The 15,720-nt window shown below is 69.4% G+C and carries 15 protein-coding genes and 1 pseudogene; all 16 read left to right on the top strand.

The window, feature by feature from the left end; translation table 11 throughout:
• Window positions 1-6 precede the first annotated feature (6 nt).
• The 16 genes and pseudogenes from K3U93_RS06920 (at window position 7) to K3U93_RS06845 (ending at window position 15,682) form a co-directional block, all read left to right on the top strand.
• A pseudogene (locus tag K3U93_RS06920) lies at window positions 7-871 on the top strand (alcohol dehydrogenase catalytic domain-containing protein).
• A gap of 22 nt (window positions 872-893) precedes the next feature.
• Window positions 894-1,865, top strand: coding sequence for an NADPH:quinone oxidoreductase family protein (locus tag K3U93_RS06915; RefSeq protein WP_071511048.1), 972 nt, complete (start codon window positions 894-896; stop codon window positions 1,863-1,865).
• Between the two features lie 268 nt (window positions 1,866-2,133).
• Window positions 2,134-3,360 carry a CaiB/BaiF CoA transferase family protein gene (locus K3U93_RS06910; RefSeq protein WP_083010328.1) on the top strand — a complete coding sequence of 409 codons (1,227 nt, stop codon included), beginning with the start codon at window positions 2,134-2,136 and terminating at the stop codon, window positions 3,358-3,360.
• A complete protein-coding gene (locus tag K3U93_RS06905) occupies window positions 3,357-4,253 on the top strand; it encodes a hydroxymethylglutaryl-CoA lyase (protein ID WP_083010327.1) in 897 nt (298 codons plus the stop codon). Before K3U93_RS06910 ends, K3U93_RS06905 begins: the two co-directional genes overlap by 4 nt.
• A 21-nt stretch (window positions 4,254-4,274) precedes the next feature.
• Window positions 4,275-5,510, top strand: coding sequence for an acyl-CoA dehydrogenase family protein (locus tag K3U93_RS06900; RefSeq protein WP_083010326.1), 1,236 nt, complete (start codon window positions 4,275-4,277; stop codon window positions 5,508-5,510).
• Window positions 5,507-6,493 carry a phosphotransferase family protein gene (locus K3U93_RS06895; protein ID WP_083010325.1) on the top strand — a complete coding sequence of 329 codons (987 nt, stop codon included), beginning with the start codon at window positions 5,507-5,509 and terminating at the stop codon, window positions 6,491-6,493. Before K3U93_RS06900 ends, K3U93_RS06895 begins: the two co-directional genes overlap by 4 nt.
• Window positions 6,490-6,828 carry a DUF6285 domain-containing protein gene (locus K3U93_RS06890; protein WP_071511043.1) on the top strand — a complete coding sequence of 113 codons (339 nt, stop codon included), beginning with the start codon at window positions 6,490-6,492 and terminating at the stop codon, window positions 6,826-6,828. Before K3U93_RS06895 ends, K3U93_RS06890 begins: the two co-directional genes overlap by 4 nt.
• A gap of 76 nt (window positions 6,829-6,904) precedes the next feature.
• Window positions 6,905-7,453, top strand: a complete 549-nt coding sequence (locus K3U93_RS06885) for a YceI family protein (RefSeq protein ID WP_083010324.1) — start codon at window positions 6,905-6,907, stop codon at window positions 7,451-7,453.
• A gap of 29 nt (window positions 7,454-7,482) precedes the next feature.
• Window positions 7,483-7,884 (top strand): Rv3143 family two-component system response regulator, encoded by a 402-nt coding sequence (locus K3U93_RS06880; protein WP_071511067.1) that lies wholly within the window; start codon window positions 7,483-7,485, stop codon window positions 7,882-7,884.
• Window positions 7,885-8,195: 311 nt separating this feature from the next.
• Window positions 8,196-8,582 carry an NADH-quinone oxidoreductase subunit A gene (locus K3U93_RS06875; RefSeq protein ID WP_071511041.1) on the top strand — a complete coding sequence of 129 codons (387 nt, stop codon included), beginning with the start codon at window positions 8,196-8,198 and terminating at the stop codon, window positions 8,580-8,582.
• An 8-nt stretch (window positions 8,583-8,590) separates the two neighbouring features.
• The gene (locus K3U93_RS06870) at window positions 8,591-9,145 is read left to right on the top strand and encodes a NuoB/complex I 20 kDa subunit family protein (protein ID WP_071511040.1); all 555 of its coding nucleotides are present in this window, start codon (window positions 8,591-8,593) and stop codon (window positions 9,143-9,145) included.
• On the top strand, window positions 9,142-9,849 hold the full coding sequence (locus K3U93_RS06865) for an NADH-quinone oxidoreductase subunit C (protein WP_083010323.1): 708 nt from the start codon (window positions 9,142-9,144) through the stop codon (window positions 9,847-9,849). The genes K3U93_RS06870 and K3U93_RS06865 overlap by 4 nt, the downstream gene beginning before the upstream one ends.
• Complete coding sequence (gene nuoD / locus K3U93_RS06860) at window positions 9,849-11,147, top strand: NADH dehydrogenase (quinone) subunit D (RefSeq protein ID WP_083010322.1); 1,299 nt, start codon at window positions 9,849-9,851, stop codon at window positions 11,145-11,147. Before K3U93_RS06865 ends, nuoD begins: the two co-directional genes overlap by 1 nt.
• Window positions 11,144-11,962 carry an NADH-quinone oxidoreductase subunit NuoE gene (nuoE, locus tag K3U93_RS06855; RefSeq protein ID WP_083010321.1) on the top strand — a complete coding sequence of 273 codons (819 nt, stop codon included), beginning with the start codon at window positions 11,144-11,146 and terminating at the stop codon, window positions 11,960-11,962. Before nuoD ends, nuoE begins: the two co-directional genes overlap by 4 nt.
• The gene (nuoF, locus tag K3U93_RS06850; protein WP_071511036.1) at window positions 11,955-13,286 is read left to right on the top strand and encodes an NADH-quinone oxidoreductase subunit NuoF; all 1,332 of its coding nucleotides are present in this window, start codon (window positions 11,955-11,957) and stop codon (window positions 13,284-13,286) included. Before nuoE ends, nuoF begins: the two co-directional genes overlap by 8 nt.
• Window positions 13,283-15,682, top strand: a complete 2,400-nt coding sequence (locus K3U93_RS06845) for an NADH-quinone oxidoreductase subunit G (protein WP_083010320.1) — start codon at window positions 13,283-13,285, stop codon at window positions 15,680-15,682. Before nuoF ends, K3U93_RS06845 begins: the two co-directional genes overlap by 4 nt.
• Window positions 15,683-15,720: the final 38 nt, after the last annotated feature.

Below are 15,720 nucleotides of genomic sequence, written 5' to 3'. Positions count from 1 at the left end.
CGTGTCATGGACACGTTTCGAGCGCTTGTCGCGCGCCAAGACGGTGACCGGGTCACCGCGTCGGTCGAGACTCTCAGCCCGTCCGACCTGCCGCCCGGCGACGTGACGATCCGGGTGCTGTATTCGAGCGTCAACTTCAAGGACGCGCTGGCATTGACACCCGGTGGCGGCGTGGTGCGCCACTACCCGGTCGTGCCGGGCATCGACCTGACCGGCGAGGTGGTCGAGTCGCAATCCCCCGACTTCGCCGTCGGCGACACGGTGCTGGCGCACGGGTACCAGATCGGCACCAGGTGGTGCCGCTCGGCGCGCTGAGCCCGCGCGAGGGCGCTGCGATCGGGACCGCCGGCTTCACCGCCGCGATGAGCGTGCGGGCGCTGATCGACTGGGGTGTCGAGCCCGGCGCCGGGTCGGTCGTCGTCACCGGCGCCTCCGGCGGTGTCGGCTCCGTCAGCGTCGACCTGCTGGCGGCCGCCGGCTATCGGGTGGTGGCCTCGACCGGCAAGGAAACGGCGGCCGAACTGCTGAAAGGGCTTGGCGCCGGGGAGGTTATCGGCCGGCTGCCCGCCGATCCCGACGCCAAACCGCGGCCGCTGGCCACGGCGCGATGGGCGGCGGCGGTGCGGCGCTGCACACCACGGTGATGCCGTTCATCCTGCGCGGCGTCGCACTGCTGGGGATGGACTCGGTGCAACTGCCGATCGGCCCACGCCGCAACCTGTGGGCGCTGCTGGGCTATTCGTTGCGGCCGCGTCACCTCGACTCGCTCACCAGCGAGGTCGACGTCAAGGACGTCGTCGGCGTGCTCGATCGGGTGCGCGCCGGGGCGCACCGCGGGCGGGCGGTGGTGCGGGTCGCCGGCGGATTCTGAGCTGGCAGTAGGCTATTCGACCATGCGCGCGATACGGGTGACTCGGCTCGATGGGCCCGACGGGATCGAGGTGGCCGACGTCGACGAACCCACCGGCGACGGCGTGGTGGTCGAGGTGCACGCCGCCGGCGCGGCATTCCCCGACGCCCTACTGACCCGCGGCCTCTACCAGTACCGGCCGGATCCCCCGTTCGTCCTCGGAGCCGAGGTCGCCGGGGTGGTTCGATCGGCGCCGGACGGCTCCCCCGTGCGTTCCGGCGACAGGGTCGTCGGGCTGACCATGCTCACCGGCGGCATGGCCGAGGTCGCGGTGCTCTCCCCCGACCGGGTGTTCAAGCTGCCGGACAACGTGAGCTTCGAGGCGGGCGCCGGCCTGCTGTTCAACGACCTGACCGTGTACTTCGCGCTGACGGTGCGCGGCCGCCTGCAGCAGGGCGAGACGGTGCTGGTGCACGGCGCGGCCGGCGGGATCGGGACGTCGGCGCTGCGGCTGGCGCCGGTGCTCGGGGCGTCGCGCACCATCGCGGTGGTCAGCACCGACGAGAAGGGCCACATCGCCACCGCGGCGGGCGCGACCGATGTGGTGCTGACCGAGGGCTTCAAAGACGCGGTCAAGGAGTTGACCGACGGCCGCGGCGTGGACATCGTCGTCGACCCGGTGGGCGGCGACCGGTTCACCGATTCGCTGCGCTCGCTTGCGCCGGGCGGGCGGCTGCTGGTGGTCGGCTTCACCGGCGGTGAGATTCCCACCGTGAAGGTAAACAGGCTGCTGCTCAACAACATCGATGTTGTCGGTGTCGGCTGGGGTGCCTGGGCCGGGACACATCCGGGCGCGCTGGCCGAGCAGTGGGCCGCGGTGGAGCGCCTGCTCAGCTCGGGCCGGCTGCCTCCCCCGGAGCCGGTGGTCTATCCGCTGGACGAGGCCGCCGCGGCGGTCGCGTCCCTGGAGAATCGCACCGCCAAGGGAAAAGTCGTGCTGCGTGTCCGCGATTGAGGGGGCGCTGGCGGTCGCCTTGTGACCGCGTCAGGTCGCATCGGCCACACCAGCCTCAGCGCAGAACCGATCGACGGTGTGCCCGGCTCCGAGCGACAATTTCGCTGGGCGACGACCCGCACAGGTGATTGTCGCGCGGAGGCGGGCACATCGGGTGTCCCCTTCCGCGGAGAGACGCCTGTGGCGGATGTGACCGCGTCTCGCGGCTCGGGTGCGGCACAAAGTAGTGTCACTTTCAGCTTTCTACGGCGCAGCCCAGGAGTCGTCCATGGAATCCGTTATCGAGCTCGGGGACAATAGCGGCCCCCTGGACGGCATCCGGGTACTCGAGCTCGGCACCCTGATCGCCGGGCCGTTCGCCGGACGGCTGCTCGGCGACCTGGGCGCCGACGTCATCAAGGTGGAACCCCCCGGCGCCCCGGATCCGTTGCGAACGTGGGGCCAGGCCGAACTCGACGGCCACCACGTCTTCTGGACCGTCCACGCGCGCAACAAGAGGGCCGTCACGCTCGACCTGCGGAAGCCACGCGGCCGGGAGCTGTTCTGTGAACTCGTCGAGAAGTCCGACATCGTGGTGGAAAACTTCCGCCCGGGCACCCTGGAGAAATGGAACCTGGGCTACGACGTGCTCAGCGCGCGCAACCCGGGCATCATCCTGGTCCGGGTCTCCGGCTATGGGCAGACCGGACCCGACGCGCACAAGGCCGGCTACGCCTCGGTGGCCGAGGCGGCCAGCGGGCTGCGGCACCTCAACGGCTTCCCGGGCGGGCCGCCGCCCCGGCTGGCGCTCTCGCTCGGCGACAGCCTGGCCGGCATGTTCGGCGCCCAGGGCGCGCTGGCCGCGCTGTACCGCCGGAGCCTCACCGGCCGCGGCCAGGTGGTCGACGTCGCGCTGACCGAATCCTGTTTGGCCGTACAGGAATCCACGATTCCCGACTACGACGTCGGCGGGGTGGTGCGCGGACCGTCGGGTACCCGGCTGGAGGGCATCGCGCCGTCCAACATCTACCGCGGCGCGGACGGCTCCTGGGTGGTGATCGCCGCCAACCAGGACACCGTGTTCGCCCGGCTGTGCAAGGCCATGGGGCGTCCGGAGCTGGCCACCGACGACCGGTTCGCCACGCACGGCGCCCGCGGCCGCAACCAGGACGAGCTCGACGCGATCATCGGCGCGTGGGCCGCGCAGCGGCACCCCGGCGACATCATCGAAACCCTCAGTGGCGCGGGCGTTATCGCGGGGCCGATCAACACCGTCGCGGAGGTGGTCGACGACCCCCAGCTGCGGGCCCGCGGCATGCTGGTCGAGCACTTCGATGAACGCCTCGGGCGCAACGTCTTGGGGCCGGGCATCGTGCCGGTACTCTCCGAATCCCCGGGCCGCGTCCGCAACGCCGGCCCCGCGCGCCCGGGACAGCACAACGACGAGGTCTACCTCGGGTTGCTGGGCAAGACCGCCGAGCAGCTCCGTGAGTTGCGCGGCGAGGGGGTGCTATGACCCGGCACGTGGACATCCGCGAGGTGTCGCTGCGCGACGGCCTGCAGATCGAGAAGCCAATCCCGTTGGCCGCCAAGCTGGAACTGCTGGCGGCGGTCGCCGCCACCGGGGTGCGTGAGGTGGAGGCCACCGCCTTCGTGTCCCCGTCGAAGGTGCCGTCGATGGCCGACGCCGCCGAACTCGCCGCGCGGCTGCACGACTACCCGGACATCGAGTTCTCCGCCCTGGTGGCCAGCCCCAACGGCGCCAGGCGGGCCGTCGCCGCGGGTCTGCGGTCGATCGAGTACGTGGTGGCGGCCAGCGACGCGTTCAGTGAGGCCAACGTCGGGCGGACCAGCGCCGAGGCCACCGACCAGATCGACCAGATCGTCGCCATCGCGCACGACGGCGGCGTCACCGTCGAGGTCATCGTCGCCACCGCGTGGGATTGCCCGTTCGAGGGCCCCACCCCGCCCCGGCGGGTGCTCGACATCGCCGCGGCCGCCCGCGACCGCGGCGTCGACCGGTTCTGCGTCGCCGACACCATCGGTACCACCACCCCGGGACGGGTGAGTTCGCTGATCGCACAGCTGCGGCCGGTGATCGGCGACCTGCCGCTGGGCGGGCATTTCCACAACACCCGCGGCACCGGACTGGCCAGCGCCTACGCGGCGGTCGGCTCCGGGGTCAGCCGGTTGGACGCCTCGGTCGGCGGCCTGGGCGGCTGCCCGTTCGCGCCGGGGGCCACCGGCAACATCGCCACCGAAGACCTGGTGTACCTGTTGCGGGACAGCGGTATCCACGTCGACGTCGACCTGCGGGCCGCCATCGCCGCCGCGGAAGTCGCCAAATCGGTCGTCGGCCATGATCTGCCGAGCGCCCTGCTGCGCGCCGGCGATCGAATCAGGGCGTGACCCCCGCTCAAGGAGATCGACGTGGATTTCACTCTGCCAGAACATCTTCCGGGTCTACTCGTCGAGATGGACGCGTTCATCGAGGCCGAAATCAATCCGCTGGAACGCCAACACATCCAGTATTTCGACCATCGTCGAGAGCACGCCCGCACCGATTGGGACAATGGCGGCATCCCGTCACGCGAGTGGGAGGACCTGCTCGCCGAGATGCGCAGGCGGGCCGACAGGGCGGGCTGGCTGCGCTACGGCCTACCGGCGTCGCTGGGCGGCCGCGACGGCACCAACCTCGACATGGCCGTGATCCGGGAGCACCTGGCGCACAAGGGCCTTGGGCTGCACAACGACCTGCAGAACGAGTCGTCGATCGTCGGTAATTTTCCGCAGGTGATCATGATGGAACGCTTCGGCACCGACGAGCAGCGCCGCGTCTGGTCGGAGGCGCTGATCACCGGGGAGCGTTCCATGGCGTTCGGCCTCACCGAGCCGCGGCACGGATCCGATGCGACCTGGCTGGAAACGCGCGCCGAACCCGACGGTGGCGGCTGGGTGATCAACGGCGCCAAGCGGTTCAACACCGGGGTGCACCGCGCGACCCACGACCTGATCTTCGCCCGCACCTCCGGTGAGCCGGGGGCGGCCCGGGGCATCACCGCCTTCCTGGTCCCGACCGATGCGCCCGGATTCACCGTCCCCTACTACTGGTGGACGTTCAACATGCCCTCCGACCATGGCGAAGTCGAGCTGGCCGACGTGCGGGTGCCCGCCGACACGGTGCTCGGCGAGGTGGACCGCGGCCTGGAGGTCGCGCAGACCTTCCTGCACGAGAACAGGATCCGACAAGCGGCCAGCAGCCTGGGCGCGGCGCAATACTGCATCGACCGGGCCGCCGAATACGCCGGCGAGCGGACGGTGTTCGGCAAGCCGCTGTCGGTCAACCAGGCCGTGCAGTGGCCGCTGGCGGAGCTGCAGACCGAAGCCCAGATGGTGCGGCTGCTGGTGCGGTACGCGGCCTGGCATTTGGACCGTGACCACCACATGGAGGTCTCCGACAAGGTGTCGATGGCCAATTACCGCGCCAACCGACTGGTCTGCGACGCCGCCGACCGCGCCATGCAGGTCTTCGGAGGCCTCGGCTACAGCCGGCACGAGCCGTTCGAGCACATCTACCGCCACCACCGCCGCTACCGGATCACCGAGGGCGCCGAGGAGATCCAGATTCGCCGAGTGGCGCAGCGGCTGTTCAGGTTCGGCACGTGACGCCGACCGGGGAACTGGCCGCCAAACTGGCCACGGTGCTGGGCGCCGGCGTCACGGTCGAGAACCTGCGCGCGCTGACCGGTGGCGCCAGCCGCACCACGTGGGCGTTCGATGCCGTCACGGGCGGGCAACGCCGCAAGCTGATCGTGCGCACCGGGCCACCCGACGACGTGCACGCCGGCATGGAGCTCGAGGCTCGCGCGCAGGCCGCGGCCGCGGCGGCCGGTGCACCTGTCCCCCACATCCTGGTCGCGTCGGATTCCGTTGCGGCACTGGGTAACCCGCTCCTGATCTGCGATGAGATCAAAGGCGAGACGATCGCCCGGCGCATCCAGCGTCGGCTCGACGACGCCGACGGGCACGCGGGCCGCACGAGGTTGCTGCGGCAATGCGCGCGGGCGCTGGCCGCCATCCACCGGGCCGACACCCGCGATCTCGGCCTGGCCCGCGAGGACCAACTCGCGCAGTGGCGCGAGCGGCTCGACGCCATGGGCGACACCACCGCCACCTTCGAATGGGCGTTTCGCTGGCTCGCCGCCCACCGGCCTGGAAAGTCCCAGCCGTCGCCCACGGTTCTGGTGCACGGGGATTACCGGATGGGAAACCTGATCGTCGACAGGTCCGACCTGGCCGCCGTCCTCGACTGGGAGCTGGTGCACGTCGGCGAGCCATGCGAAGACCTGGCCTGGTTCTGCATCCGGGCCTGGCGGTTCGGCGCCCCGGCCAGCCTGGGAGCCGGGGGACTCGGCAGCGTTGAGAGCTTCGTGCGGGCCTACGAACAGGCCAGCGCGACTACCGTCGACCGAGCGGCGTTTCACTGGTGGCTGGTGCTGGCCACGCTGCGTTGGGGCGTCATCTGCCGCCACCAGGCGGAGCGGCATTTGAGCGGTCAATTCCGCTCGGTGGAGTTGGCGACGATCGGCCGCCGGGTCTGCGAGACCGAGTGGGACCTGCTCAACCTGCTGGAGGAGGTACGCCCGTGATCGGCGCCTACGGTCGCCCGCTCGCCGCCGAACTCGTGGCCGCGGTGGCCGAGTTCCTGGAAACCGATGTCCGGGAGGCGACCAGCGGACAGGTCAACTTCCATGCCAGGGTGGCCGCCAACGCGTTGCGCATCGTCGAGCGCGAACTGCTCGACGAAAGCGAGGCGGAGTCCCGCGCGGCGCTGGCCGGATTGGGCTTCGCCGACGAGGACGGGCTCGCGGCCGCCATCCGGGCGGGCGAGATGGACGGGCGCGCCGACGAGGTCATCGCCTGCCTGCGCACGCTGGTGCGACACCGCCTGGCGGTTGCCCACCCCGGATACGACAGCGAATAGCTCGGCGACGCTTCCCCACCGACATCGCGCCGTCGATCGGTTAGCTTTAAGGGCGACCGAAACGGACGAGGTAACCATGACGACCCTGGAAACACTGCTAATCGATCCCGACATGTCCGGCGTATGGAACCTGGTGCCGGATCGCTCGGCCATCACCTTCAAGGTCAAAAACATGTGGGGCCTGCTCACCGTCAAGGGCCGCTTCACCGAGTTCAGCGGCGACGGGCAACTGACCGGCAAGGGCGCGGTTTTCGGCCGCCTCGACATCCGGGCCGCGTCGATCAGCACCGGCATCGGCCGTCGCGATCAGCACCTGCGCTCGGCCGACTTCTTCGACGTCGAGCGCTTCGCAGAGATCAGCGTCGTCGTCACCGCAGTCCACCCGGCCAAGGGCCCGCCTAAAGGCAACGCCGCCGACCTTCGGGCCGACTTCACCATCAAGGGCATCACCGCGCCGCTGCCTCTGCCCGTTACGGTCGCCGCACTCGGCGACGGCGCGATCCAGATCTCCGGCGAAACCACGGTCGATCGATCCCAATTCGGCCTGGGCTGGAACAAGTTCGGCATGATGGGCGCGACGGTGACGGCGGCCGCGGAAGCCGTCTTTGCTCGGGCGCCCCGGTAGAGCCGGTGCGGCCCCAGTACCATCTGACCGTGCCCGACTCCAGCGGCCCCCTGCGGATCCTCGTCTACAGCGACAACGCCGAAACCCGCGAACAGGTCATGCGCGCACTGGGAAAGCATCTGCACCCGGACCTGCCGGAGTTGAGCTACGTCGAGGTGGCGACCGGCCCCATGGTGATACGCACGATGGACGAGGGCGGCATCGACTTGGCCATCCTCGACGGGGAAGCCGCCCCGACCGGCGGCATGGGAATCGCCAAACAGCTCAAGGACGAACTCGCGACGTGCCCGCCGATCGTCGTGCTCACCGGCCGGCGGGACGACGCGTGGCTGGCCAACTGGTCGCGCGCCGAGGCCGCGGTGCCGCACCCCCTCGACCCCATCGTGCTGGGCCGCACGGTGCTCGGGCTGCTGCGCACCCCGGCTCGCTAGGCCCCGCCCACCGCGCTATCCGTCCTCACCTGCGCCGACACGGAAACGTTGGCCGTGCCGGCGGGCCCGGAACATGCGGCTGTGTGCCGTCGCGCCTTCGGTATCGGCACGCCCCGACGGCGCGCCCGGATGCGGCGACGTTAAAACCGCGCGAATAGCACCACCCCGGGCAAGTGCGCCGACCGCAACGACGCTATGTTGAAGATCACTGTGACGGGCTGCAGACCCGGTTCGTCACAGCAGCCCGGCCACCCGCCCGGTCGCCACCCAGCAGCCTGGAAGACGGCCCGTACGACGGATCATGGAGCGAGTTGAACGTCTACATTCCCATCCTGGTGCTAGGCGCGATCGCCACCGCCTTTGCCGTGGGCTCGGTGGCGATCGCGAGCCTGGTCGGCCCGTCGCGTTACAACAAGTCGAAGCTGGCGGCCTACGAGTGTGGAATCGAACCGACGGGACCTTCTGGACCGTCGGCAGCCGGCCCGCACGCGGCGAGCGGGCAGCGGTTCCCGGTGAAGTATTACCTGACCGCAATGCTGTTTATCGTCTTCGACATCGAGATCGTGTTCTTGTATCCGTGGGCGGTCAGCTACGACGCGTTGGGCACGTTCGCGCTGGTCGAGATGGTGGTGTTCATGCTGACGGTCTTCGTGGCCTACGCCTACGTGTGGCGCCGCGGCGGCCTGACGTGGGATTGAGGTAAGACGTGGGCCTGGAAGAACAGCTGCCCGGCGGCATCCTGCTGTCGACCGTCGAAAAGGTCGCGGGCTACGTCCGCAAGAACTCGCTGTGGCCGGCGACGTTCGGGTTGGCCTGCTGCGCGATCGAGATGATGGCCACCGCGGGCCCCAGGTTCGACATCGCACGGTTCGGCATGGAGCGGTTCTCGGCGACACCCCGGCAGGCCGACCTGATGATCGTGGCCGGGCGGGTCAGCCAAAAAATGGCCCCGGTGCTGCGGCAAATCTACGATCAGATGGCCGAGCCGAAGTGGGTGCTGTCCATGGGCGTGTGCGCGTCGTCCGGCGGGATGTTCAACAACTACGCGATCGTGCAGGGCGTCGACCACGTCGTTCCGGTGGACATCTACCTGCCCGGCTGCCCGCCGCGCCCGGAGATGCTGCTGTACGCAATCCTCAAGCTGCACGAGAAGATTCAGGAAATGCCGCTGGGCGTCAACCGGGAACACGCCATCGCCGAGGCCGAGCAGGCGGCGCTGGCGGCGCGGCCCACGATCGAGATGCGCGGACTGCTGCGATGAGCTCACCCGGCCAAGACCCGCGGGAAGCGATCGCCGGTCCTGACGAAGAGGTGATCGACGTTCGTCGCGGCATGTTCGGGGTCTCGGGCACCGGCGACACCTCCGGATACGGGCGGCTGGTGCGCGAGGTCACGCTGCCGGGCGGTAGCCCCCGGCCCTACGGCGGCTACTTCGACGACATCGCCGACCGGCTGGCCGAGGCGCTGCAGCACGACGGTGTCGAATTTCACGACGCGATAGAGAAAGTCGTGGTCGACCGCGGCGAACTGACCCTGCACGTGCGCCGGGAGCTGCTGCCGCGGGTCGCCCAGCGGCTGCGCGACGAACCGGAGCTGCGCTTCGAGTTGTGTCTGGGCGTCAGCGGGGTGCACTACCCGCACGAGACCGGCCGGGAACTGCACGCCGTCTACCCGCTGCAGTCGATCACCCACGGCCGCCGCCTCCGGCTGGAAGTGGCTGCGCCGGACAGTAATCCGCACATCCCGTCGCTGTTTGCGGTCTACCCGACCAACGACTGGCACGAGCGCGAGACCTACGACTTCTTCGGCATCGTCTTCGACGGCCATCCGTCGCTGACCAGAATCGAGATGCCCGACGACTGGGACGGGCATCCGCAACGCAAGGACTACCCACTGGGCGGCGTCCCGGTGGAATACAAGGGCGCGCAGATACCCCCACCCGACGAGCGCAGGGGCTATAACTGATGAGCGAGACCGAAACCGTCGTGGTCGCGGGCGGTCAGGACTGGGACCAGATCATCGACGCCGCCCGCAGCGCGGATCCCGGTGAACGCATCGTCGTCAACATGGGGCCCCAGCACCCGTCCACCCACGGCGTGTTGCGGCTGATCCTCGAGATCGAGGGCGAGACCGTCACCGAGGTCCGGTGCGGAATCGGCTACCTGCACACCGGAATCGAGAAAAACCTCGAATACCGTTACTGGACCCAGGGCGTCACCTTCGTGACCCGAATGGATTACCTGTCACCGTTTTTCAACGAGACCGCCTACTGCCTGGGCGTGGAGAAGCTGCTCGGCATCACCGACGAGATACCGGAGCGGGTCAACGTCATCCGAGTCATGATGATGGAGCTCAACCGGATCTCGTCGCATCTGGTCGCGCTGGCCACCGGCGGCATGGAACTGGGCGCGATGACCGCGATGTTCATCGGCTTCCGGGCCCGCGAGATCATCCTCAACGTCTTCGAATCGATCACCGGGCTGCGGATGAACCACGCCTACATCCGCCCCGGCGGCGTGGCGCAGGACCTGCCGCCCAACGCGAAAAGCGACATCGCGGAAGCCCTCGAGCAGCTGCGCCAGCCGCTGCGCGAACTCGGCGAGCTGCTCAACGAAAACGCCATCTGGAAGGCCCGCACCGAGGGCGTGGGCTATTTGGACCTGACCGGATGCATGGCGCTGGGCATCACCGGCCCGATCCTGCGGTCCACCGGGCTGCCGCATGACCTGAGGAAAAGCGAGCCCTACTGCGGCTACGAGAACTACGAATTCGATGTGATCACCGACGACGGTTGTGATGCGTACGGGCGCTACATCATTCGCGTCAAGGAGATGTGGGAGTCGCTGAAGATCGTGGAGCAGTGTCTGGACAAGTTGCGGCCGGGCCCGACGATGGTCGAGGACCGCAAGATCGCCTGGCCCGCCGACCTGAAGGTGGGCCCGGACGGCATGGGCAACTCACCCGAGCACATCGCCAAGATCATGGGCAGCTCGATGGAGGCGCTGATCCACCACTTCAAGCTGGTCACCGAGGGCATTCGCGTTCCGCCGGGCCAGGTTTACGTCGCCGTGGAATCGCCCCGCGGCGAGCTCGGCGTGCACATGGTCAGCGACGGCGGCACCCGCCCCTACCGGGTGCACTACCGGGATCCGTCGTTCACCAACCTGCAGTCGGTCGCCGCGATGTGCGAAGGCGGGATGGTCGCGGACCTGATCGCCGCGGTCGCCAGCATCGACCCGGTCATGGGCGGGGTGGACCGATGAGCCAATTGCCCGACTCCTCCTCGGCCGCCACGCGGCCGCATCGTCGTCAGGCGAAGACCGGCCCGCAGGGTCAGCCGGTGTTCATCCGGCTCGGACCGCCGCCCGACGAGCCCAACGCGTTCGTGGTCGACGGCGCGCCCCAGTCGTATTCACCGGAGGTGCGCGCGCGGCTGGAGGTCGACGCCAAGGAGATCGTCGGCCGCTACCCCGACAAGCGTTCGGCGCTGTTGCCGTTGCTGCACCTGGTGCAGTCCGAGGACTCCTATCTGACACCGGCGGGTCTGGAGTTCTGCGGCGAGCTGCTGGGGCTGACCGGCGCCGAGGTGGCGGCGGTGGCGAGCTTCTACACGATGTATCGCCGCGGACCCACCGGCGACTACCTGGTCGGCGTCTGCACCAACACGCTGTGCGCGGTGATGGGTGGCGACGCCATATTCGAGACGCTGGTCAACCATCTCGGCGTCCGCAACGACCAGACCACTCCCGACGGCAAGATCACCCTGCAACACATCGAATGCAACGCCGCCTGCGACTACGCGCCGGTGGTGATGGTCAACTGGGAATTCTTCGACAACCAGACGCCGGAGTCGGCCCGCGAGCTCGTCGACTCGTTGCGCTCCGGCAAACCCGCGGCGCCCACCCGGGGTGCCCCGCTGTGTGCCTTCCGCGAGACGTCGCGCATCCTGGCCGGCCTGCCTGACGACCGCCCCGACCAGGGCCAGGGCGGCGCGGGCGCGGCGACATTGGCCGGTCTGAAGGTCGCGAAGGAGCTGGGCATGCAGGCGCCGGCCGGGCCGGAGGCCAGTCATGGCTAGCGCCCAGGCAACGCCGTTGACCCCGGTGATCAGCCGCTACTGGGACGATCCCGAGTCGTGGACGTTGGAGACCTATCGCCGCCATGACGGCTACCAGGCCCTGCAGAAGGCCCTGGCGATGGAGGCCGACGCGGTGATGGGGGTCGTCAAGGACTCGGGGCTGCGTGGACGCGGCGGCGCGGGCTTCTCGACCGGGACGAAGTGGTCGTTCATCCCGCAGGGCGACACCGGCCCGGCCGCCAAGCCGCACTACCTGGTGGTCAACGCCGACGAGTCGGAACCCGGTACGTGCAAAGACATTCCGCTGATGCTGGCCACACCGCACGTGCTCGTCGAGGGCGTCATCATCGCCGCCTACGCGATCCGGGCCAGTCACGCGTTCATCTACGTGCGCGGAGAAGTGCTGCCGGTGTTGCGCCGCCTGCAGAACGCAGTCGCCGAGGCCTACGCCGCCGGATACCTGGGTCGCGACATCAACGGTTCCGGCTTCGACCTGGAGCTGGTGGTGCACGCCGGCGCGGGCGCCTACATCTGTGGTGAGGAGACCGCGCTGCTCGACTCCCTGGAGGGCCGGCGCGGCCAGCCGCGGCTGCGGCCGCCGTTCCCCGCCGTGGCCGGGCTGTACGGCTGCCCCACGGTGATCAACAACGTCGAAACGATCGCCAGCGTCCCGTCGATCATCCTCAACGGGGCCGACTGGTTCCGGTCGATGGGCAGCGAGAAATCGCCCGGCTTCACGCTGTATTCGCTGTCCGGACACGTCACCCGGCCCGGCCAGTACGAGGCGCCGCTCGGGATCACGTTGCGCGAATTGCTCGCCTATGCCGGTGGGGTGCGGGCCGGGCACCGGCTCAAGTTCTGGACGCCCGGCGGATCGTCGACGCCGCTGCTGACCGACGAGCACCTCGACGTACCGCTGGACTACGAGGGTGTTGGTGGCGTCGGCTCGATGCTGGGGACCAAGGCGCTGGAGATCTTCGACGAGACCACCTGCGTGGTGCGCGCGGTGCGCCGCTGGACCGAGTTTTACAAGCACGAATCGTGCGGCAAATGCACGCCGTGCCGCGAGGGCACCTTCTGGCTGGACCAGATCTACGAACGGCTGGAGACCGGCAGGGGCACCCAAGAGGACATCGACAAGCTGTTGGACATCTCCGACACGATCTTGGGAAAGTCGTTCTGCGCGTTGGGCGATGGCGCCGCCAGCCCGGTGATGTCGTCGATCAAGCACTTCCGCGACGAGTACGTCGCCCACGTCGAGACGGGCGGCTGCCCGTTCGACCCCCAAGACTCCATGCTTATTGCGGACGGAGGTGACGCATGACTCAAGCGGCCAAAACCGATAACCGGGTGGCCCAGCCCGAGATGGTGACGCTGACCATCGACGGTGTCGAAATCAGCGTTCCCAAGGGAACTTTGGTGATCCGCGCGGCCGAGTTGATGGGCATCCAGATCCCGCGGTTCTGCGACCACCCGCTGCTCGACCCGGTCGGCGCGTGCCGGCAGTGCCTGGTCGAGGTTGAGGGACAACGTAAACCGATGGCGTCGTGCACCACCGTCGCCACCGACGACATGGTGGTGCGCACCCAGCTCACATCGCCGGCCGCCGACAAGGCCCAGCACGGCGTCATGGAGCTGCTGCTGATCAACCATCCGCTGGACTGCCCGATGTGCGACAAGGGCGGCGAATGCCCGCTGCAGAACCAGGCCATGTCCAACGGCCGGGCCGATTCCCGGTTCACCGACGTCAAGCGCACGTTCGCCAAGCCGATCAACATCTCCTCGCAGGTGTTGCTGGATCGCGAGCGCTGCATCCTGTGTGCGCGTTGCACGCGGTTCTCCCAGCAGATCGCCGGCGATCCGTTCATCGACATGCAGGAGCGCGGCGCCCTGCAGCAGGTCGGCATTTACGCCAATGAGCCCTTCGACTCGTATTTTTCGGGCAACACGGTGCAAATCTGCCCGGTGGGTGCGCTGACCGGAATGGCCTACCGGTTCCGGGCCCGCCCGTTCGACCTGGTGTCCAGCCCGAGCGTGTGCGAGCACTGCGCGGGCGGATGTGCCGAGCGCACCGACCATCGCCGCGGCAAGGTGCTGCGCCGGCTTGCCGGGGACGACCCCGAAGTCAACGAGGAGTGGAACTGCGACAAGGGCCGATGGGCCTTCCAGTACACGACCCAGCCGGACGTGCTCACCACTCCCCTGGTTCGGGACGCGGACGGGTCGCTGGTGCCCGCGTCGTGGTCGCACGCGATGGCGGCGGCGGCCCAGGGGCTCGAGGCCGCCCGCGGGCGCGCCGGCGTGCTGGTCGGCGGCCGGGTCACCTGGGAAGACGCCTACGCGTACAGCAAGTTCACGCGAATCACGTTGGACACCAACGACATCGACTTTCGCGCCCGTCCACACTCGGCCGAGGAGGCCGACTTTTTGGCGGCCCGCATCGCCGGGCGGCCGATCACCGTAAGCTATGCCGACCTGGAATCGGCGCCGGTGGTGGTGCTCGTCGGGTTCGAGCCGGAAGACGAGTCGCCCGTCGTGTTCCTGCGGCTGCGCAAGGCCGCCCGCAAACACGGGGTGCCGGTGTATGCGATCGCGCCGTTCGAGACTCGCTCGCTGACGAAGATGTCGGGCCGGCTGCTCAAGACCGTTCCCGGCGACGAGCCGTCGGCGCTGGATGGGCTGGCCACCGGCGAAATCGGTGACCTCTTGGCCACGCCCGGGGCCGTCATCATGGTCGGGGAACGCTTGGCGACCGTGCCCGGCGGGTTGTCGGCAGCGGCCCGGCTCGCCGACGCCACCGGCGCCCGGCTGGCGTGGGTGCCCCGCCGGGCCGGCGAGCGCGGCGCGCTGGAGGCGGGCGCGCTGCCCGCGCTGCTGCCCGGTGGCCGCCCGGTCGCCGATGACGCGGCTCGCGCGCAGGTCGCCGCGGCGTGGAACGTCGACGAATTGCCCTCCGCGGCAGGGCGCGACGCCGACGGTATCCTGGCCGCCGCCGCCGACGGATCGCTGGGTGCGCTGCTGGTCGGCGGCGTCGAACCCGGCGACTTCGCCGATCCCGACGCCGTGCTGGCCGCGCTGGACGCCGCCGGCTTCGTCGTCAGCCTGGAGCTGCGGCGCAGCGCCGTCACCGAACGCGCCGACGTGGTGTTCCCGGTGGCCCCGACGACCCAGAAGTCCGGCGCCTTCGTCAACTGGGAGGGCCGCTATCGCCCGTTCGCGCCCGCGCTGCACGGCACCGACCAGTCGGACCATCGGGTGCTCGACACGCTGGCCGACGAGATGGGCGTCTATCTGGGAACGACGACGGTCGAGGCGGCCCGGGACGAACTGGCCGCGCTGGGCACCTGGGACGGCAAGCGCGCCGCCGCCCCACAGGTCGCGGCCCAGGCCCGGACAGGGCCGGACAAAGGACAAGCCGTGCTGACCGGATGGCGGTTGCTGCTCGACGAGGGCCGAATGCAGGACGGCGAACCGTATCTGGCCGGCACCGCGCGCAAGCCCGTCGTCCGGCTGTCGGCCGACACCGCCGCCGAGATCGGCGCCGCCGACGGCGACGACGTCACGGTCAGCACGGAGCGCGGATCGATCGCCCTGCCGCTGGCCATCACCGACATGCCCGACCGGGTGGTGTGGCTCCCGTTGAACTCGCCGGGTTGCGCGGTGCACCGGAAATTGGGCGTGCCCATCGGCAGCATCGTCAACATCGAGGTACCCACATGACCCCTTGCCCCCGCGAGCGTGCGTGTTTGCACGCCGAC

This window comes from Mycobacterium malmoense, from assembly GCF_019645855.1.
GTDB lineage: Bacteria > Actinomycetota > Actinomycetes > Mycobacteriales > Mycobacteriaceae > Mycobacterium > Mycobacterium malmoense.
The sequence above is the reverse complement of the archived record's forward strand: the minus strand, read 5'-3'. Positions and strand labels throughout refer to the sequence as shown.